The organism is Burkholderia sp. Bp9099 (assembly GCF_003857805.1).
GTDB lineage: Bacteria > Pseudomonadota > Gammaproteobacteria > Burkholderiales > Burkholderiaceae > Burkholderia.
In genome coordinates this window covers 1-19,247 of record NZ_QTPU01000017.1, presented here as the reverse complement: position 1 = coordinate 19,247, position 19,247 = coordinate 1, and the positions used below count along the sequence as shown (strand labels likewise).

General features: G+C 68.4%; 16 protein-coding genes. 5 read left to right on the top strand and 11 right to left on the bottom strand.

Annotated elements, in window-relative coordinates:
* Nucleotides 1-2,325 (bottom strand): FdhF/YdeP family oxidoreductase, encoded by a 2,325-nt coding sequence (locus tag DIE17_RS20595; RefSeq protein WP_124921242.1) that lies wholly within the window; start codon nt 2,323-2,325, stop codon nt 1-3.
* A 153-nt stretch (nt 2,326-2,478) separates the two neighbouring features.
* Here DIE17_RS20595 and DIE17_RS20585 point away from each other — a divergent pair, with 153 nt between their 5' ends.
* On the top strand, nt 2,479-3,900 hold the full coding sequence (locus DIE17_RS20585; RefSeq protein ID WP_124921241.1) for a PLP-dependent aminotransferase family protein: 1,422 nt from the start codon (nt 2,479-2,481) through the stop codon (nt 3,898-3,900).
* 67 nt (nt 3,901-3,967) lie between these two features.
* Here DIE17_RS20585 and DIE17_RS20580 read toward each other — a convergent pair whose 3' ends face one another.
* Entirely contained in the window at nt 3,968-5,209 is a 1,242-nt protein-coding gene (locus tag DIE17_RS20580) for a mechanosensitive ion channel family protein (RefSeq protein WP_124921240.1), read from the bottom strand.
* A gap of 312 nt (nt 5,210-5,521) precedes the next feature.
* Between DIE17_RS20580 and DIE17_RS20575 the strand changes: the two genes are divergently transcribed.
* Nucleotides 5,522-7,240, top strand: coding sequence for a SulP family inorganic anion transporter (locus DIE17_RS20575; RefSeq protein WP_124921239.1), 1,719 nt, complete (start codon nt 5,522-5,524; stop codon nt 7,238-7,240).
* Nucleotides 7,241-7,336: 96 nt separating this feature from the next.
* On the opposite strand, the gene DIE17_RS20570 is transcribed toward DIE17_RS20575, so the two are convergent.
* Nucleotides 7,337-8,212 (bottom strand): LysR substrate-binding domain-containing protein, encoded by an 876-nt coding sequence (locus DIE17_RS20570; RefSeq protein ID WP_044843261.1) that lies wholly within the window; start codon nt 8,210-8,212, stop codon nt 7,337-7,339.
* Nucleotides 8,213-8,307: 95 nt separating this feature from the next.
* Between DIE17_RS20570 and DIE17_RS20565 the strand changes: the two genes are divergently transcribed.
* Nucleotides 8,308-8,904 carry a LysE family translocator gene (locus DIE17_RS20565; protein WP_124489625.1) on the top strand — a complete coding sequence of 199 codons (597 nt, stop codon included), beginning with the start codon at nt 8,308-8,310 and terminating at the stop codon, nt 8,902-8,904.
* A 34-nt stretch (nt 8,905-8,938) separates the two neighbouring features.
* Here the strand turns inward: DIE17_RS20565 and DIE17_RS20560 are convergent, their stop codons facing one another.
* From DIE17_RS20560 to DIE17_RS20535, 6 genes are all read right to left on the bottom strand, one after another.
* Nucleotides 8,939-10,393 (bottom strand): DHA2 family efflux MFS transporter permease subunit, encoded by a 1,455-nt coding sequence (locus DIE17_RS20560; protein WP_124921238.1) that lies wholly within the window; start codon nt 10,391-10,393, stop codon nt 8,939-8,941.
* Complete coding sequence (locus tag DIE17_RS20555; RefSeq protein ID WP_124921237.1) at nt 10,390-10,953, bottom strand: isochorismatase family protein; 564 nt, start codon at nt 10,951-10,953, stop codon at nt 10,390-10,392. Before DIE17_RS20555 ends, DIE17_RS20560 begins: the two co-directional genes overlap by 4 nt.
* Nucleotides 10,954-11,023: 70 nt before the next feature.
* Entirely contained in the window at nt 11,024-11,479 is a 456-nt protein-coding gene (locus tag DIE17_RS20550) for a MarR family winged helix-turn-helix transcriptional regulator (protein ID WP_124921236.1), read from the bottom strand.
* Between the two features lie 168 nt (nt 11,480-11,647).
* Nucleotides 11,648-11,884 (bottom strand): hypothetical protein, encoded by a 237-nt coding sequence (locus DIE17_RS20545; RefSeq protein WP_044843266.1) that lies wholly within the window; start codon nt 11,882-11,884, stop codon nt 11,648-11,650.
* 46 nt (nt 11,885-11,930) lie between these two features.
* Nucleotides 11,931-13,010 (bottom strand): serine hydrolase, encoded by a 1,080-nt coding sequence (locus DIE17_RS20540; protein WP_124921235.1) that lies wholly within the window; start codon nt 13,008-13,010, stop codon nt 11,931-11,933.
* A 195-nt stretch (nt 13,011-13,205) separates the two neighbouring features.
* Nucleotides 13,206-13,442 (bottom strand): hypothetical protein, encoded by a 237-nt coding sequence (locus DIE17_RS20535; RefSeq protein WP_185500292.1) that lies wholly within the window; start codon nt 13,440-13,442, stop codon nt 13,206-13,208.
* 93 nt (nt 13,443-13,535) lie between these two features.
* Between DIE17_RS20535 and DIE17_RS20530 the strand changes: the two genes are divergently transcribed.
* On the top strand, nt 13,536-14,411 hold the full coding sequence (locus DIE17_RS20530; protein WP_124921234.1) for a LysR family transcriptional regulator: 876 nt from the start codon (nt 13,536-13,538) through the stop codon (nt 14,409-14,411).
* 71 nt (nt 14,412-14,482) lie between these two features.
* Entirely contained in the window at nt 14,483-14,767 is a 285-nt protein-coding gene (locus DIE17_RS20525; RefSeq protein ID WP_124921233.1) for a transcriptional regulator, read from the top strand.
* 52 nt (nt 14,768-14,819) lie between these two features.
* Here the strand turns inward: DIE17_RS20525 and DIE17_RS20520 are convergent, their stop codons facing one another.
* Together DIE17_RS20520 and mgtA are read right to left on the bottom strand one after the other, a co-directional pair.
* A complete protein-coding gene (locus tag DIE17_RS20520) occupies nt 14,820-15,563 on the bottom strand; it encodes a transporter (protein WP_124921232.1) in 744 nt (247 codons plus the stop codon).
* Nucleotides 15,564-15,631: 68 nt separating this feature from the next.
* On the bottom strand, nt 15,632-18,412 hold the full coding sequence (gene mgtA / locus DIE17_RS20515; protein ID WP_124894294.1) for a magnesium-translocating P-type ATPase: 2,781 nt from the start codon (nt 18,410-18,412) through the stop codon (nt 15,632-15,634).
* Nucleotides 18,413-19,247 lie beyond the last annotated feature (835 nt).

Below are 19,247 nucleotides of genomic sequence, written 5' to 3'. Positions count from 1 at the left end.
TCAGGCGGCAGCCGACGCCGGCGCGGCCGCGCGATGCAGCAGCACCGGCACCGACTTCGACGTCGGCGTGTTGCACACGTCGCCGACGCTGTCGAGCGGCACCAGCGGGTTCGTTTCCGGGTAGTACGCGCCGATGCAGCCGCGCGGGATGTCGTATTCGACGAGCAGGAAGCCGTCCGCGCGCCGCTCGATGCCGTCGTGCCACACGGTTTCCATGTCGACCCGGTCGCCGGCCTTCAGGCCGAGCATCGCGAGGTCGTCGCGGTTGGCGAACACCACGCGGCGCTGGCCGTACACGCCGCGATAGCGGTCGTCGAGCCCGTAGACGGTCGTGTTGTACTGGTCGTGCGAGCGCGTCGTCATCAGCGTCATCAGGCGCTCGCCGTGCAGTGCGCGGGCGCGCTGGATCGGCGTGTCGGTCGGCAGCGCATGCGCGATGAAGTTCGCCTTGCCCGTCGGCGTCAGCCATTCGCGATCGCGCGACGCGACGCGCAGGTGGAAGCCGCCCGGCCGCGCGATACGCGTGTTGTAGTCGTAGAAGCCGTCGAGCGTCGCCTCGATCGCGTCGCGGATCTTCGCGTAGTCGTCCTTGTACGCGAGCCAGTCGATCTTGCCGCTGCCGAACAGCGCGTGGCCCATGTGCGCGACGATCGCCGGTTCCGACATCAGGTTCGCGGACGCCGGCTTGTTCATCCCGTACGACACGTGGACCATGCTCATCGAATCCTCGACCGTCACGCCCTGCGCGACGTTGTCCTGCAGGTCGATCTCGGTGCGGCCGAGCGTCGGCAGGATCAGCGCGTCGCGGCCGTGGATCAGGTGGCTGCGGTTCAGCTTCGTCGTGATGTGCACGGAGAGATCGCAGCGGCGCATGCCTGCCCACGTGCGCGGCGTGTCGGGCGTCGCCATCGCGAAGTTGCCGCCGAGGCCGATCAGCACCTTCACGTGGCCTTCGAGCATCCCTTCGATGGTTTCGACGACGTCGTAGCCGTGGTGACGCGGCGGTTCGAAATCGAACACGTGGCCGAGCCGGTCGAGGAACGCCTGCGACGGCTTTTCCTCGATCCCGACCGTGCGGTTGCCCTGCACGTTCGAGTGGCCGCGCACCGGGCACAGGCCCGCGCCGGGGCGGCCGATGTTGCCGCGCATCAGCATCAGGTTGGTCAGCATCTGCACGGTCGCGACCGAATGCTTGTGCTGCGTGATGCCCATGCCCCACGTCGCGATCACGCGCTCGCTGCGCGCGTAGCGCTGCGCAAGGCCGTCGATCTGCTCGTACGGCACGCCGCTTTCGGCCGTCAGCGCGGACCAGCTTTCATTGCGCAGATCGTCGGCGAACGCGTCGAAGCCGGCCGTGTGCTCGTCGATGAATGCGGTGTCGAGCACGCGCGGCGCGCCGGCGGCGCGCGCGGCATCGTCGAGCTCCAGCACGCGCTTCGCCATCCCCTTGATCAGCGCGAAATCGCCGCCGATCGTCGGCTGGATGAAGGTCGACGCGATCTTCGTGCCCGACATCGTCAGCATCTCGAGCGGGCTTTGCGGATCGGCGAAACGCTCGAGCCCGCGTTCCTTCAGCGGGTTGATCGACACGATCGTCGCGCCGCGCTTCGCGCATTCGCGCAGCTCGCCCATCATCCGCGGATGGTTGGTCGCCGGGTTCTGGCCGAAGATCAGCAGCATGTCCGCATGCTCGAAATCGTCGAGCGTGACGGTGCCCTTGCCGACGCCGACCGACGCCGGCAGCCCGCGGCTCGTCGCCTCGTGGCACATGTTCGAGCAGTCGGGGAAGTTGTTCGTACCGTACAGCCGCACCAGCAACTGGTACAGGAACGCCGCCTCGTTGCTCGCGCGGCCGGACGTGTAGAACGCGGCCTGGTTCGGGTCCGGCAGCGCGCGCAGGTGGCGCGCGATCAGCTCGAACGCGTCGTCCCACGCGATCGGCACGTAGCGGTCGGTCTGCGCGTCGTACACCATCGGGTCGGTCAGGCGGCCGTGTTGTTCGAGCTCGAAATCCGACTGTTCGAGCAGCTCGGTGACCGTATGCGCGGCGAAGAACTCGGGCGTCACGCGCTTGCTCGTCGCTTCGGCGGCCACGGCCTTCACGCCGTTTTCGCAGAATTCGAACGTCGATGCGTGCTGGCGGTCCGGCCACGCGCAACCCGGGCAGTCGAAGCCGTCGGGCTGGTTCTGGCGCAGCAGCGTGCGGTAGTTGCCGCCGGTGACCTTTTCCTTGATCAGGTTGATCGTGACGGCTTTCAGCGCGCCCCAGCCGGCAGCCGGGTGGGTGTACGGTTCGATGCGCGCGGCGGCGGATTTCTTTTTCATGATGCAGGGTGTCAGGGGCGATGCACGCAGAGTACGCGCGGCGCTCCGGCCGCTGTGTGTACACCTTTCATCTTCAAAAAAGAGTACAGTTTCGGCCATCCGGGCAGTGCGGACCGCAACTGTGTTGTTGAAGGGAAGTTGAAAGGGAGGCGCGTGAAGCGTTACGAACAACTGGCCGACGATCTGCAGGCGCAGATCGAGCGCGGCGTGTACCGGCCCGGCGAGCGGATTCCGTCGGTGCGCCAGGCGAGCCGGCAGCAGCAGCTCAGCGTCACGACCGTGCTGCGCGCGTACCTCGTGCTGGAGAGCCGCGGCCTGATCGAGAGCCGGCCGCAGTCGGGCTACTTCGTGCGGGCGCGCGCCACGGCGCCGGCCGAGGCAGAGCTGCACATGTCGGCGCCGGCGGCCGAGCCGTCGGCGGTGGACGTGAGCCGGCTCGTGCTGTCGACGTTGCGCACGATCTCGCGCGACGACGCGGTGCCGCTCGGCTCGCCGTATCCCGATGCGTCGCAGTTCCCGGTGCAGCGTCTCGCACGCTACGCGCAGACGATCGGGCGGCGCCGCACGCGCTGGGGCGTGATCGACGACCTGCCGCCCGGCAACCCGGAGCTGATCCGCCAGATCGCGCGGCGCTACGCGGAGCGCGGAATTCCGGTCGAGCCGGGCGAGATCGTGATGACGATCGGCGCGACCGAGGCGATCAACCTGTGCCTGCAGGCGGTCGCGAAACCGGGCGACACGATCGCGGTGGAGTCGCCGACGTTCTACGCGATGCTGCACGCGATCGAGCGGATGGGCATGCGCGCGCTGGAGGTGGCGACCCATCCGGGCGACGGCATCGATCTCGACGCGCTCGAACGGATCCTCGCGCGCGAGCGCATCGCCGCGTGCATGGTGATGCCGAATTTCCAGAATCCGCTCGGCTTCCAGATGCCCGATGCACGCAAGCGCGCGCTCGTCGAGCTGCTCGCGAAGCACGGCGTGCCCGCGATCGAGAACGACGTCTATCACGAGCTGCATTTCGGCGACACGACGCCGAGCGCGCTGAAGTCGTACGACCGCGACGGGCTCGTGCTGCATTGCGCATCGTTCACGAAGAGCCTGTCGCCGCGCTACCGGATCGGCTGGGCGATGCCCGGCCGCTACCGCGACCAGGTCGAGAAACTGAAATTCCTGAACACGCTCGCGACGCCCGCGATCGAGCAGCTCGCGATCGCCGAATACCTGAAGCACGACGGCTACGATTTTCATCTGCGGCGGATGCGCAAGCAGTATGCGCAGCAGGCGAGCCTGATGAGCGCGATGGTGCGGCGCTTCTTCCCGGCAGGCACGCGGTTGTCGCAGCCGCAGGGCGGGTACGTGCTGTGGGTCGAGCTGCCGCGGCAGGTCGATGCGATGAAGCTGTATGCGCTCGCGCTCGCGCAAGGGATCACGATCGGGCCCGGCCACATGTTCTCGGCAACCGCCGATTATCGGCACTTCATCCGGCTCAACTACAGCTATCCGTGGTCGCGGCAGATCGAGGAGGCGCTGAAGGTGGTGGGGCGGCTCGCATCCGAGTGCGCGGGGCGGTGAGCGGCGCGGCGCCCGCCGCGACACCGCGTTCCTGGCGGCGACCCGTTGCCGGCCGCGCAGGCAAGCGTCACCGCGCGGACGGCGCGGGCAGTCCGGCTTGCGCCGTGTCGACCATCCGGCGCATGTCGAAGCCCGACGGATGCTGGTACACACGCAGCCCGAACTCCGGCAGCACCGCGATCAGGTGATCGAACAGGTCGGACTGGATCGCCTCGTAATCGACCCAGGTCGTCGTGTCGGTGAAGCAGTACAGTTCGAGCGGAATGCCTTCGGCCGTCAGCGGCAGCTGGCGCGCCATGGACGTCATGTCGCGGCGAATGTGCGGATGGCCCTTCAGGTAGTTCGCGACGTACGCGCGGAAGGTGCCGAGATTCGTCAGCTGGCGGCGGTTCGCCGGGCATTCGCCGGCCGCGCCGAGCGTGCCGTTCCATTGCGCGATCGCGTCGACCTTGTCTGCCAGGTAGTCCTTCAGCAGCGTCAGGCGTTCGAGCCGTTCGATCTCGTCGTTGCCGAGAAAGCGCACGCTCGTCGCGTCGATGAACAGCGCACGCTTGATGCGGCGCCCGCCGGCCTCGGTCATCCCGCGCCAGTTCTGGTAGCTCTCGGTGATCAGCTTCCAGGTCGGCACCGTGATGATCGTGTGATCGAAGTTCGCGACCTTGACCGTGTTCAGCGTGATGTCGATGACGGTGCCGTCCGCGCCGGCCGACGGCATCGTGATCCAGTCGCCGATCCGCAGCATGTCGTTCGACGACAGCTGCACGCCGGCGACGAGGCCGAGCAGCGTGTCCTTGAAGATCAGCATCAGCACCGCCGACATCGCGCCGATGCCCGACAGCAGCAGGCCGATCTGCTTGCCGGTCGCGTCGCCGATCACGACGAGCGCGGCCGTGATGAACATCACGAGCTTGACGAGCTGCATCGCGCCTTTCAGCGACAGGCGCGGCTGGTCGCGCCGGCTCGTGCGATGCGAGTGTTCGAGCGCGGACAGCGTCGCGCTGATCGTCATCGACACCAGGAACACGATCAGCGCGAACAGCACCTTGTCGGCAGCCTGCGCGGCCACGGCGGGAATGCCGGGCACCGCGCCGAGCCCGAGCTTGATCACGACGAACGGCACGATGCGGTTCAGCCACTTGAATGCGCCGAACTCGAACAGCGCGTCGTCGATGCGGGTGGCCGACAGCCGCGCGAGGCGCGCGACCACGCGGAACAGCAGGAAATGGACGGCGGCGGCGATCGCGCCGGCGGCGGCGAGCAGGATGAGGATGCCGACGAGCGGCGCAAACCAGGATTCGTTCAGGGTCATAAGGGTGGACAGGGGCCTTCTCGTGCGTTGAATCTGTACCGCGACGCGGCGCGCGCCCGGTGAAGGGCACATGAAAGGGACCGTGATTGTGCCATCGGGTTCCGGCCGGATGTCGCGAATGCGTGACGCAGGGCTCCTCAACATTCTCGCCGTTGCGCGGATTTTCCTCGAGTCCTTGAGTCCTTGAGTCAGTGTGTTCACGCCGCGCAACATACTGTGCACTTGCCACGCATCGCCCGCTCGGGGCACGATGCGCGAACGGCTTCGCGAACCCCGCTTCCACGTCGTTCCGGTCAACCACGCATTTCACGCATGCAAGATTCCAACGAAAGCCAGCCGTCACGCGTGCGGCTGCTGAAGGGCATTCTGCCGGTTCGGCGCGCGTCGGCCATCCGCGACGTGTTCGCGGGCATCTCGCTCGCGTCGATGGATATCCCGCAGGTGCTCGGCTATGCGCGCATCGCCGGCATGCCGGCCGTGACGGGCCTCTATACCGTGTTCCTGCCGCTGATCGCGTTCGCTTGCTTCGGCGCGTCGCGCCATCTGGTGGTCGCCGCCGACTCCGCGACCGCGACCATTTTCGCGAGCCGCCTGTCGTCGATGGCGCCGGCGGGCAGCGCCGAGTACGTCGCGCTGGCCGGCATGGTCGCGCTGCTGACCGCCGCGATGCTGATGCTCGCGCGCATCTTCAAGCTCGGCTTTCTCGCCGATTTCCTGTCGCGCACGGTGCTGGTCGGATTCCTGGCCGGCGTCGGCGTGCAAGTATCGATCGCGATGCTCGGCGACATGCTCGGCTTGTCCGTGCCGTATCCGGCATCGCGCAGCGTCGCCCAGCTCGACTACGTCGTCACGCATGCGATCCACGCGCATCGGCCGACGCTCGCGCTCGCGGCGCTCGTCGTCGTCGCGATTCTCGCGTGCAAGCGCTTTGTGCCGCGCGTGCCGATGCCGATGATCGCGGTGGCGGGCAGCATCGCCGCGAGCGACTGGTTCGGCTTCGCCGCGCAAGGCATCGCCGTGCTCGGGCCCGTCGCGGGCGGCTTGCCGCCGCTGCGCTGGCCGTCCGTCACGTGGCAGCAGTTCCTCGATCTCGTGCCGGTCGCCGCGTCGTGCTTCGTGATGATCATCGCGCAGAGCGCGGCGGCGGCCCGCGTGTTCGCGCAGCAGTACGGCGAGGACGTCGACACCAACGCCGACATCCTCGGGCTCGCGGCCGCGAACGCGGCGGCGGCGGTGGGCGGCGCGTTCGTCGTCAACGGCAGCCCGACGCAGACCGCGATGGCCGACGGCGCGGGCGTGCGCAGCCAGATCGGGCATCTGGCGTTCGCCGCGGTCGTCGCGGCGGTGCTGCTGTTCCTGAGTGCGTATCTGCAGTACCTGCCGCATGCGGTGCTGGCCGGCATCGTGTTCACGATCGCGCTCGGGCTGATCGACGTGCGCAGCCTCGCGGCGATCCGCAGGGAAAGCCCTGGCGAATTCACGCTCGCGCTCGTCACCGCCGCGGCCGTCGTGACGGTCGGTGTCGAGCACGGGATCCTGCTGGCCGTCGCGCTGTCGCTGATGCGGCACGTGCGCCACAGCTATCAGCCGCACACGATGGTGCTCGAAGCCGCCGACGGCAACGGGCGGTGGCTGCCGGTGCCGGCCCGGCCGGGCGCGATGACGGCGCCGGGGCTGATCGTCTACCGGTTCGGCTCCGACCTGTTCTTCGCGAACGACCATCGGTTCGCCGCCGAAGTGACCGAACTCGTCGACGCGTCGCCGGTACCGCTGCGCTGGTTCATCGTCGACGCGGGCGCGATCACCGATCTCGATTACTCGGCCGCGCGGACGATCACCGATCTCGTCAAGGCGCTGCACGCGCGCCGGATCGGCGTGCTGTTCGGGCGCGTGAACCGCTACCTGCTCGCCGATATGGAGCGCCACCGGATCACGGAGATCGTCGGCGCGTCGTGCATTTTCCCGACGCTGCACCAGGCGCTGGAAGCGGCGGGCGTGACGCCGGCGCAGCAGGAGCCGGGGGTCACGTAGCGGAAATTGGAAGGTGGAAGGCGGAAGGCGGAAAGCTGGGGGAACGCGGGAGGCGGGAGGCGGAACGCGGGAAGTGGAACGCGGGAAGCTTCACCGCTAAGCGGCTGCGCGCACGCGCGCGAAGCCGTTGCGCAAATGGCGGGCCAGTTCCGCCGCGGCCGGCGCGTGCTGGCCGCGCGGCAGATGCAGGTTGATCGCGAAGTTCGGCAGGGCGGGCAGGCCGCTGTCGGCCGGCAGAATGTCGAGATCGGCCGGCACGGTGGACGCGAGCCAGACGGTCACCGCGAGATCGGAGCGCACGGTCGCGGCCGTCGCGTCGATGCTGCCGTTCTCGAACACGGTGCGCCACGCGCGATCGCAGGCCCGTAGCGCGTCGAGCACGGTCGGGCGGAACGCGCAGGTCTGGTCGACCATCGACACGGGCAGCGGCGTCTGCAGATGGGCGCTACCGCCTTTCGCGCCGACCCAGACCAGACGGTCGACGGCGATGCATTCGCCGCGCGACGGCCCGACCGGCGCCTCGATCAGCGCGACATCGATCTCGCCTTGCCTGAGCGCCTTGCGCAGTGCGGGCGACGCCGCGCACACGAGCGACAGCGCGACTTGCGGATGCGCGTGCGCATAGCCTTTCAGGATCGGCGCGAGACAGCTGCCGACGAGATCCTGCGGCGCGCCGATGCGCACAGCGCCTTCCATCGCACCGGCCGTCAGCTCGGTCAGCAGCGCGTCGTGCGCGGCGAGCAGCCGGCGCGCCTGCGCGAGCAGACGCTCGCCGTCCGCCGTGAGCAGCAGGTTGCGATGCTCGCGCACGAACAGCGGGCCGGACAGCGTTTCGAGCCGCGCGACCTGCTGGCTGACCGCGCCTTGCGTCAGGTGCAGCGCGCGGCTCGCCGCCGTCATGCTGCCGTGATCGGCGACCGTGACGAAGGCGCGAAGCAGGGCGATGTCGAGGTTGCGTGTCATGGTTCGCATTATGAATGCTAATGACTGGCATAAAAAGCTTTCGCTGTCGTAATGCACGGAGCGCGGGTAAAACGGAGCTTCGACGACCCGAACCGGGAGCCCGTGTGCCGCTTCAAGACTATTTGCCGCTGCTGTTGTTCGTGATCGTGTCCACGGTGACACCGGGTGGCGCGACGACCCTCGCAACCGCATCGGGCGCGCATTTCGGCTATCGGCGTTCGCTGCCGATGATGACGGGCATCGCGGCCGGCCTGGCATCGATGGCCGCCGCCGCCGCGGCCGGGCTCGGCAGCGTGTTGCTGGCCCTGCCCGCGCTGCAGCTCGGGATGAAGGTGCTCGGCTCGCTGTATCTGCTGTGGCTGGCCACGCGCATCGCGCGCGGCGGCAAGCCCGGTGTCGACGCGGCCGTGCAGCGGCCGCAAGGATTCGTCAGCGGCGTATGGATGCTGTGGCACAACCCGAAGGGCTGGGCGATGACGCTCGGCGCGGCCGCGTCGTTCGCCGCGCTCGCGTCCGGCCCCGTGCGGCTCGGCGCGTTGCTCGGGCTGGCGTTCGGCGTGGCGGCGATGGCGTCGCTGTCGCTCTGGTGTTGTGCCGGGCTGCTGTTCGCGCGCGTGCTGCGCACGGAGCGGCAGTGGCGTTGCGTGAATGCGGGCTTGGGGATCCTGCTCGCGGCGTCGATCGTGCCGATGTGGCTGTAGCAGCGGCGCTGCGCGCACGGCGCAGCCGCGACACTCAGCGAGAACCGTCCCGCGCGGCCCTGGCGGGCCGTCCGCCCGCGCCGCTCGACCATCGCGGCAGCCGCAGTGTCGTCGCGAAGCTCGCCGCATGCAGTGCGCAAAGCAGGCCGAACGTCCACGCGTAGGCGGCCCCGTGCGTGCCGCCCGTCGACGCGGATTCGGCCTGCAGCCGCCACGCGAGAAACAGCGTGCACATCGTCGTGAACGTCGGGCCGCCGAGGCGCTGGACGATATTGAGCGACGTCGTCGCCATCGGCAGGTTGTGCCGCTCGACCGACGCATACGCGGCGGAAATCGACGGCGCGCCGATCGCGCTCTGGCCCATCCCGCGCAGAAACAGCGCGGGCACCAGCACGGCGGGATCGTAGCCGGCCAGCGCGAGATACACGAACGGCAGCGTCGCGGCGAGCGCCAGCAGCGCGCCGGCGGCGGCCAGCCGGCGCACGCCGAACCGGCCGGTCAGCGCGCCCATCGACGGATAGGTGACGAGCATGCCGAGCCCGAGCGGCGCCAGCAGCCAGCCCATCTCGCCGGGCGAGCGGCCGCACGCCTCGATCAGGAACACCGGAATCAGCATCTGGCCCGCGTAGATCGCGCCGTTCGACAGAAACTGCGTGGCCGCCGCCGCGCCGAACACGCGCGAGCGAAACAGCGCGAGGTCGATCAGCGCCCGCTCGCCTTTGCGCAGCTGGACGCGCAGGAACGCGGCGAGCAGCAGCACCGAGCCCGCGATCGCGGCGATGCCGGGCACCGCGTCGATGCGCTCCGCGCCATACAGGAACAGAACGAGCGCCGGCGACAGCAGCGCGAGGCCGACCCAGTCGAGTTCGCGCTGCTGCGTTTCCTCGCGGTCGCCGGGCAGGAACCACACGGCCAGTGCCAGCGCCAGCGCGCCGACCGGCAGGTTCACGAGAAACAGCCAGCGCCACGACGCGTACTGCAGGATCGTACCGGCGACGACCGGCCCCAGGATCGGTGCGATCAGCACGGGTACCGCCGCATAGCCGATCACGCGCGCCATCTGCTGGCCGGCCACGCGCGCGATCATCATCTGCGCCATCGGCGCGAGCAGCCCGCCGCTGACGCCTTGCAGCACGCGGAACGCGATCAGCGACGGCGCGGACCACGCGAGCCCGCACAGCGCCGACGTCAGCGTGAACGCGGAGAAACACCACAGGTACAGCGCCTTCGCGCCGATGCGATCGACCAGCCAGCCGTTCAGCGGCAACACCAGCGTGAGCGCGAGCAGGTAGCCGCTCGTCACCCACTGGATCGTCGACAGGCTCGCGTGCAGGTCGGTCGCGAGGCTCGACAGCGAGACGTTGACGATCGTCGCGTCGAGTTGCGACAGCAGCGAGCCGAGCGTCGCGACCGCGCTGACTTTCCAGATCGACGGACCGAGCCGTTCGGCCGCACGGCCCGGCGCCGGCCGCGCGCGTGGGTCGTTCACGCGCCGCGGCGGTCGAGCAGCGCGACGATCTCGTGCGTCGAGCCCGTTTCGCCGAGACGCGGGAACAGCCGTTCGACGCTGTTCGTGTGCGCGTCCACGTTGAGGTCGGTCATCGCATCGACCGCGAGCGTCACGTTATAGCCGAGTTCGTGCGCCTGTCGGGCCGTCGATTCGACGCCGATGCTCGTCGCGATGCCGGCCAGCACGATCTGCGTGACGCCGGCCGCCTTCAGGTGCGCGTCGAGATCGGTGCCGGTGAATGCGCCCCAGGTCTTCTTCGTCACGGCGTGGTCGCCCGGCTGGCGGTTCAGTTCGGGCAGGAGCTCGGCCCAGTCGGCCGGGAACGGCTCCTTGCGCGGCGGCAGTTGTGTCCGGCCCGGTGCGCCGCCGGCGACGTTGACGAGCACGACCGGCAGGCCGCGGCTGCGGAAGGCATCGAGCAGTTCGCGCGTGCGCTCGATCACCGGTGCGACCGGGTGGGCGGTGGGCAGCGCGACGATGCCCTTTTGCAGGTCGATGACGACGAGTGCCGTATGCGTGTCGAGACGGGTTGTGCTCATGATGCGGATGCTCCGTGCATGGGGAGAAGGGGCACGTGCCGTACGAATGCCGCGCGGCACGCACGCGGGATCACTGCTCGCCGATGCGCCGGATCAGCGGAATCGCGGCGGCGAGTGTGCGGAGGTCTTCGGCATCGAGCTTCTCGATCGCGGCGCCGAGCCACTTGTGCTTCGCGGTGTCGCGCTTGCGCCGTGCCGCCAGGCCGGCCGCGGTCAGCAGGAACAGGATCTGGCGGCCGTCGGTCGGATGCGGCTCGCGTTCGACGAGCCCGTCTTCCTCGAGACTCGCGAGAATCGCCTTCATCGACTGCGGCTTCATCGCCTCGGCGCGCGCGAGATCGGCGGTCGTCATGGGGCCCTGTCGTTCGAGCCGCGCGAGCGCACTCGTCTGCGACATGCCGAGCCCTTCGGATTCGATCTCGGCGCGCAGCCGTCGAATCAGCTGGCCGACCGCGAGGGTCAAGTCGGCGGCGACGGTGTCGGCGGAAATGCGGGCTGTGCGTGGCGGAGTCATGCGGCGGATCATAGAACACGACAGTTAAACTTGCAAGTTTAACTGTCTAGTTTGGCGGGCGTTCGCGATGCACGGCGCATGACGTACGACGCACCGCGTCCCGACGCACGATGCGCCGGCGAGGCCGGTTGGGGAGAACCGCGGGCGGAGGCTCGGCAACAGCCGATTGGCGGCCGGACGCTACGCGCGGCGCGGCAACGGAACCGGCACGACGTCGTTGTACTTCGGCGACGCATTTTCGTGCAGCAGGTCGCCGAGATATTGCGCGAGTTCGTCCGCGGCGAGCGCGGACGGAACGTGCAGGTTGGCCGGTCGCCGCTTGCCTTCGGTGCCGAGATCGAACACCGCCCAGCGGCCGTTCGTCCGCACGACGGCGAGCAGGCGTCCGAACGCGTTGAAACGGTATTCGTCCTGCATGGCATCGCTCCTTCGTGGATGAATGTGCCGGCCGCGCGCGCCGCGTTTACCGGATCGAGCAGGTCAGCCAGCGATGGATCTTCAGCGCATCGCTCGACACGCCGGCGCGCGTCGGTGCGCCGAGCAACACGACCGTTTCGCGGCGGCCCTTCACGCGCATGCGCATCACGACGCCGTGCCCCGATTCGTTGATGAAGCCGGTTTTCTGAAGCCGGATCGGCAGGCGGCCGTCACGCACGAGCGGATCGGAGTTCACGTACAGCAGCTCGCCGTCGCCGGCCTGCACGGTGGTCGACGTGTCCGTCGAGAAATAGCGGATCAGCGGATCCTGCGCGGCCGCGCCGACGAGCCGCGCGAGATCCTCGGCGGTCGACACGTTGTGCGGCGACAGGCCGGTCGGTTCGCGGAAATGCGTATCGCGCATCCCGAGCCGGCGCGCCTCGCGGTTCATCGCCTTCACGAACGCGGCACGGCCGCCCGGATAGTCGCGGCTCAGCGCGGCGGCCGCGCGATTTTCCGACGACATCAGCGCGATATGGAACATCTGGCGGCGCGACAGTTCGGCGCCGATCGGCAGCCGCGAACCGGTGAACTTGATCGTGTCGCGATCGCGAGAGGTGACGCGCAGCACGCCGTTCAGCGGTCGGTCCGCGTCGCGTGCGACGACGGCGGTCATCAGCTTCGAGATCGACGCGATCGACCGCACCGTGCGTGCGTTGCGGGCGAGCAGCGGTGTGCCGGAGTCGACGTCGAGCACGTAGGCCGCGCGCGAATGTAGCGAGCTCACCGCGCGCGGGCTGTAGCCGCAGCTCGCGAGCAGGCGCGGCTGCGCGGCGGGGCGCGGGCGAACCGCGTTCGTGCGTTTCGCGCGCCGGTGCTGCGGTGCGGGCGCCGCGTGACGCTTGACTGCATGATGCGTCACGCGCGGGCGGCGGTGCTTGACGGCCTTGTGCTTGCGGTGGGCGGTTTGTTTCTTGACGACTTTCGCATGCGCATGGGGCGTCGCCGTGCGATGCGGCTGCGCACGCTGCGCCGTCGCGTTCGTTGCGAACGCAAGTGTCAGGAACGAGAGGGCGATGAGCAGGGTGGTCCGGGCACGAGGCAGGCGCGCGATGAGTCCGGTCAAGCGAGAGTCTCCTTTTCACGCGCGTTGCGGCGGCGCGAAATGCGTGGGCGGTCAGCGGGTGCGGGAAATTATAAGGTCGATTGTATGGCGATGACGATGGATGTGCGCGCAATCGCGTGCGATCCGGGCGGAATGTCGAGGCTGTTGTGAAGCGCCGAACGCGTGCGGCGGGCGAAAGGCGCCCGCTGCGTCGAATCAGCGCGGCCAGTTCCGCCGCGACACGACCGCGAAGCTGATCGCGATCGAACCGGTGACGACACGCGGCGGCGTGTCGTCCAGCGCATCGCCGAAGCGGAAGCGGCGGCCGCGTCCGTCAGAGCGTGCGGTACGACGCTCGGGCATCGGCGTGTCGGGCTCGACACCGCCCGTGTCGGCGACGACCGTATCGCACGACATATCGGTCAGGCACTCGGCTAGATGATCAACAGGCATGACAGTGAATTCCGCGAAGGGCATGCCCGTATTGAACGCCACGCGGTTCGATCAGTAAAATGAATGTTTCGATCGCTCCGATTCCTTAAAAGAATGGAATTGAAACTGCTCCGAACCTTCCTGACGGTCACCGAACTCAGCCATTTCAGCCGCGCGGCCGACACGCTGCACATGAGCCAGCCGGCGCTTAGCAAGCAGATCGGCGCGCTCGAGGCGAGCCTCGGCGGCAAGCTGTTCGAACGTGGCAGGCATGGCGCGGAGCTGACGCCGTTCGGTGAACGCTTCCTGCCCGACGCACAGGCGCTCGTGCGCGATGCCGACGAAATCCTCGCGCGTGCACGGGAGGCGACCAGCGGGCAACGCGGCCATCTGCGGCTCGGCATCTGCCTGTCCGTGCTGACGCTCGTGCCGAAACTCGTCGCGGAATTCAGGCGCCGCAATCCGGGTGTCGCGGTCACGTTGAGCGACCTGTCGTCGTCCGAGCAAACCCGCCGGATGCGTGCCGGCAAGCTCGACGCCGGGTTCCTGCGTTTGCCGTCGGATGAAGGCTTGTCGTCGTTCAAGGTGATCGACGAGGGGCTCGCGCTCGCGGTGCCGCCGCACCTCGGCTTCAAGCGCGTGCCGGCCGATCTCGACGTGCTCAACGAGATCGGCTTCATCGCGTTGCAGCGTGCACGCGGCCCCGGGCTCGCCGCGCAGATCGACCGGTGGTGCGTCGGGCGGCGCTTCGTGCCGCAGGTCACGCAGCAGGCGGAGGACGTGCAATCGGTGCTCACGTCGGTCGCGGCCGGGGTCGGCGTCGCGTTCATTCCGTCGCACGCGCAGTACCTGCTGCGCGACGCGACCGTGTTGCCGCTCGCCGGCAGGGACGCGAAATGGCGCGTCGGGCTCGCGTGGCTGTCCGGCCGCGACGATCCCGTGACCACGCGTTTCGTGTCGTTCATGCGCGCCGCGATCAAGGGCGCGTGACCGGGCGTATAGTGTCCGCGATCGCCTTCCGCCCGAATGCCGGCCCGGCGCCGGCTCACGAACCCGACCCGATGACTTCAGAACCCGACGACTCCCCGCTCGATCCCGCACTCGTTGCGACGCTCGCGACGCTGCATGAAGCCGCGACCGATCCGTCCGGCAAAACGTGGTCGCTGCCGAAGATCGCGAAGCGCACGCAATTGCCGATGAGCACGCTGCGCCGCGTGCTGACGCAGCTCGACGCCGCCGGCCTGAGCGCGACGACGCTGAACGACGACGGCACCGGCAGCGCCGCCTTGACCGAAGAGGGGCGCGCCGTGTGCGCGCAACTGTTCTGTGGGAACGACCGCGGATGAAAAAACGGGTCGCCCGAAGGCGACCCGTCATATTGCGGTTCGACATGCAACATCACCACCGCGCCGTCACCCCACCCATGACGGAATGACGGTAGGTCTGGTCGTTCAGCCCATGCCGGTAGCCGACGTCGAGATCGAGCCAGGGCTTCGGCGAGTAGATCGCGCCCGCGATCACGAACGCCGGATTCGCGCCGGCCGTGCTCTCGGTGTTGCGCGACAGGCCGATGTCGGCCACGAGCTGCACCTTGTCGGTCGCCTTGTAAAGCGCCGCGGCCGACACGGCCCAGACCGAGCGCAGGTCGCCCTGGCGGTTCGGCTGGTACGCGAGGCCCGCATTCGCGAGCAGCGAGAAGCGCGCGACGTCGGCTTGCGCGAGCAGCGTGGCGCCGGTGCCGACGTGGCCTGTGCCGAGCCCGCGATCGTCGTTGCCGGTCGGCATCGTCACCTGCGGTTTCAGCGCAAGCGACAGCGGCCCGCGTTCGACGAAGCGCCACTTCATGCCGATCTCGACATCGCCGATGCCTGCGCCGTGTTCGTCGGTGCGCGTTTGCAGATGCGTGTAAGGCGCGTTCACGTAGAGATCGACGTGCTCGCCGAACCCGCGCGTGAGCGTTGCGTTCCACAATTGATGGCGACCGTTTTCGTCCTGTTTCGAGGTTTGCTCGCCGTTGAACTCGAACTGCCAGTTCGCGTTGCCCTGCGTACCCGTGTCGTCGCTGACGAGCGGATGGGCCGCGTACGCGTACAACGGCGCGAGCAGGGCGCTCGCGGCCGCGAGAGAAAGCATTCTTTTCATGAAGTCACCGTTGTCGTGTCGTGGGCGGCCGGCCCGCGCGGGCCGGCACGCCGTCGTTTCGGAGGCGATCAGAACCACTGCTTGTAGCGACGCACATAGATCGTCTTGACGATCTGCGCGAGCAGGATGTAGCCGACCATCGTCGCCGCGAGCCACAGCCAGTAGGTGCCCGGCAGGTGCATGAAGCCGAGCGAATCCGCGAACGGCGAGAACGGCAGCCAGCAGCCGATCGCGATCGCAGTGAACGTCGACAGCAGCACCGGCAGCGCGGCCGTGCTCTGCAGGAACGGGATCTTCTGCGTGCGCAGCAGGTGCACGACGAGCGTCTGCGACACGAGGCTCTCGATGAACCAGCCCGAGTTCATCACGATCTGGCCGCCCGAACCGCCGTGCAGGTGATACATCGCGCCCGCGCCGAACACGGTCCACATCAGCACGTAGGTCGTGATGTCGAACACCGACGACGTCGGCCCGACCCACAGCATGAAGCGGCCGATGTTGCCGGCTTCCCACTTGCGCGGCTTCTTCAGGAACTCGGGATCCATCTTGTCCCACGGCAGCAGCATCTGCGACGTGTCGTAGATCAGGTTCAACACGAGCAGCTGGGTCGCGAGCATGGGCTCCCACGGCAGGAACGCGCTGGCGACGAGCACCGAGAACACGTTGCCGAAGTTCGAGCTGGCGGTCATGTTCAGGTACTTCAGGATGTTGCCGAACGTCTCGCGGCCCTTGATCACGCCTTCCTCGAGCACCATCAGGCTCTTCTCGAGCAGGATGATGTCGGCGGTTTCCTTCGCGATGTCGGCGCCGCTGTCGACCGAGATGCCGACGTCGGCGTCGCGCAGCGCCGGTGCGTCATTGATGCCGTCGCCGAGGAAGCCGACCGTGTGGCCGTTCGCCTGCAGCGCCTTCACGATGCGCGCCTTCTGCAGCGGCGTGAGCTTCGCGAACACCGTCGTGCGTTCGACGACCTCGGCGAGCGTCGCGTCGTCGAGCGCCTCGATTTCGGCGCCGAGCATCGGCTTGCCCGGTTCGAGGCCGACCTGGCGGCAGACCTTCATCGTGACGGTCGGGTTGTCGCCCGTCAGCACCTTCACCGACACGCCGTTCTCGCGCAGCGCGGCAAGCGCCGGCGCGGCCGATTCCTTCGGCGGATCGAGGAAGGTCAGGAAGCCGCGCACGACGAGATCGCGCTCGTCGGCGGTGCGGTATTGTTCGAGTTCGTCGCCGCGCGGGATCGTGCGCGTCGCGAGCACCAGCACGCGGAAGCCGTCCTCGTTGTACGCGTTCGCCTGTTCGAGCAGCCGCTTGCGTGCGACGAAATCGAGCGGACGTACGCCGTCCTCGTCCTGCACGTGGGTCGACACCGCGAGCATTTCCTCGACCGCGCCCTTGCAGATCAGCTGGTGCGTGCCGTGCGTGTCCTCGACCACGACCGACAGGCGGCGCCGCACGAAGTCGAATGGCAGCTCGTCGATCTTCTTGTAGCCGTGCGGCTTCACGCGCTCGCCGATCTCGTCGGCGCGCGCGACCACCGCGATGTCGATCAGGTTCTTCTGGCCGCTCTGATGAAAGCTGTTCAGCCAGCCGAGCCGCAGGATGTCCTCGTTCTTGTGGCCAGACAGGTCGAGATGGTGCTCGAGGATGATCTTGTCCTGCGTGAGCGTGCCGGTCTTGTCGGTGCACAGCACGTCCATCGCGCCGAAGTTCTGCACCGAGTTCAGCCGCTTCACGACGACCTTGCGACGCGCCATCGCGATCGCGCCGCGCGCGAGGTTCGCGCTCACGATCATCGGCAGCATCTCGGGCGTGAGGCCGACGGCCACCGCGAGCGCGAACGTAAGCGCGCTCAGCCAGTCGCCCTTGGTCAGGCCGTTGATCATGAACACGATCGGCACCATCACGAACATGAACCTGATCAGCAGCCAGCTCACGCTCGCGACGCCGCGATCGAAGCTGGTCTCGATGCGCTTGTGGCTCACGACGTTGCGTGCGAGCGAACCGAAGTAGGTGTCTTCGCCGGTCGCGACGACCACGGCCGTCGCGGTGCCGCTCACCACATTGGTGCCCATGAAGCACACGTTCTCGAGATCGAGCAGCGACTTCGACGCATCGTTCGCGGCGGCGGACGAGCCCGTCGCGCCTGCGCCGGCCGACTTGCCGGCGACCGCGCCGAGCGTGTCGTATTTCTCGACCGGCAGCGCTTCGCCGGTCAGCACGGCCTGGCTGATGAACAGGTCGCGCGACGCGAGCAGGCGCACGTCGGCGGGGATCATGTCGCCGGCCGACAGGTGCACGATGTCGCCGACCACCACTTCACGCATCGGCACCTCGCGGCGCGCGGGCTCGGACACGTCGGTCACCGCGCGCTGCACGGTCGCCGTCGTGCGGACCATCGCCTTGAGCTTTTCGGCCGCGCGCAGCGACCGGAATTCCTGCACGAAGCGCAGCAGCGCGCTGATCGTGACCATCGTCAGCAGGATCGTCATCCCGACGAAGTCGCGATCGCCGGGCGCTGCGAAGTAGACGTCGGTGCAGAAGCTGATCGTGGCCAGCACCAGCAGCACGTAGACGAACGGATTGTGGAACGCGTGCAGCAGCTGGCGCGTCCAGTGCGGCGGCTTGTCGTGCGCGATCTCGTTCGGACCATTGTGCTGCAGGCGATCGGCGGCCTGGTCGTAGGTGAGGCCGCGCGTGCTGGTGCGCAGCGACTTGAAGGTTTCTTCGAGCGGGCGGGCCGCTTCCTGCGCGGCGCGCATGTTGCGCGGTTCGTTCTGCTGACCGGGGCCGGCGTTGATGAAGCCGCGCTGTTTCTTTTGCGATGTTTGCGAAGTGTTGTGTCGTGTCATGAGTCGCTCCTTGCGCACGAGGCGGCGGGCGGGGAGCGACCGTGACGTCAGCGACGCACGAGCGCTCCCCGCCGCGTCGCATCAGGCGCGATCGGCTGTGGATCGGTGAAGGGGGGAACGCTCGCCGGCGCGCGGAGTGCGGTCGGAGGAACGATGCGCGGCGTCGCACCGGCGAGCGGTAATCGACTACTGTCGTCCGAGTTCATCTGCACTCCTGTCGGTTGCGAGTAGGCGGCACGGGCGATCGGAAGCCGCGCACGCACGAGGGCGCGCGGCCGGACGGCACGCGAACGGAACACGCAGCTTGCGCTGCGCGCAGCACGAACGTACGCACGCTGCAACGCAGGGTTGCGCAGCGCGGACATTCGGCGATATCGAAAAAATTCGGCGGGGGATTCTGGCCGGTCAGGCCGGAAGGACGCCGCATCCTGCTTCCCGGGATGCGGCAGAAGACGAGGCTCTGCGCGGTTTCCTCAGGCAGCAGTCAAGTTGGTCGAGGACCAACTACAACTCGCATCGGTGTTCACAGAACACTCCATGTAATTCAGACGGGGGCGATGGTAAAGGCTCGTTGTGCGAAGCGTCAACCCTTTTGTCGGAAGATGCTTGCGAAATGTTATCGGCGCGATGCCGGACAGTCGGGCCGCCGGACGGCAGAAAACGCACGAGTCGCGGGGGGGGGGGGGGGGGGGGGGGGGGGGGGGGGGGGGGGGGGGGGGGGGGGGGGGGGGGGGGGGGGGGGGGGGGGGGGGGGGGGGGGGGGCCCCCCCCCCCCCCCCCCCCCCCCCGCAGCCGGCCCGGGGGCCGCCGCCCCGCCCGCAGCCCGGCGGCGGGC

Excerpts from the sequence above, each read along its gene's own strand:
- DIE17_RS20595 (WP_124921242.1), bottom strand. The coding sequence starts at position 2,325 with ATGAAAAAGAAATCCGCCGCCGCGCGCATCGAACCGTACACCCACCCG.
- DIE17_RS20580 (WP_124921240.1), bottom strand. The coding sequence starts at position 5,209 with ATGACCCTGAACGAATCCTGGTTTGCGCCGCTCGTCGGCATCCTCATC.
- DIE17_RS20575 (WP_124921239.1), top strand. The coding sequence starts at position 5,522 with ATGCAAGATTCCAACGAAAGCCAGCCGTCACGCGTGCGGCTGCTGAAG.
- DIE17_RS20570 (WP_044843261.1), bottom strand. The coding sequence starts at position 8,212 with ATGCGAACCATGACACGCAACCTCGACATCGCCCTGCTTCGCGCCTTC.
- DIE17_RS20555 (WP_124921237.1), bottom strand. The coding sequence starts at position 10,953 with ATGAGCACAACCCGTCTCGACACGCATACGGCACTCGTCGTCATCGAC.
- DIE17_RS20550 (WP_124921236.1), bottom strand. The coding sequence starts at position 11,479 with ATGATCCGCCGCATGACTCCGCCACGCACAGCCCGCATTTCCGCCGAC.
- DIE17_RS20545 (WP_044843266.1), bottom strand. The coding sequence starts at position 11,884 with ATGCAGGACGAATACCGTTTCAACGCGTTCGGACGCCTGCTCGCCGTC.
- DIE17_RS20535 (WP_185500292.1), bottom strand. The coding sequence starts at position 13,442 with ATGCCTGTTGATCATCTAGCCGAGTGCCTGACCGATATGTCGTGCGAT.
- DIE17_RS20530 (WP_124921234.1), top strand. The coding sequence starts at position 13,536 with ATGGAATTGAAACTGCTCCGAACCTTCCTGACGGTCACCGAACTCAGC.
- DIE17_RS20525 (WP_124921233.1), top strand. The coding sequence starts at position 14,483 with ATGACTTCAGAACCCGACGACTCCCCGCTCGATCCCGCACTCGTTGCG.
- DIE17_RS20520 (WP_124921232.1), bottom strand. The coding sequence starts at position 15,563 with ATGAAAAGAATGCTTTCTCTCGCGGCCGCGAGCGCCCTGCTCGCGCCG.
- mgtA (WP_124894294.1), bottom strand. The coding sequence starts at position 18,412 with ATGACACGACACAACACTTCGCAAACATCGCAAAAGAAACAGCGCGGC.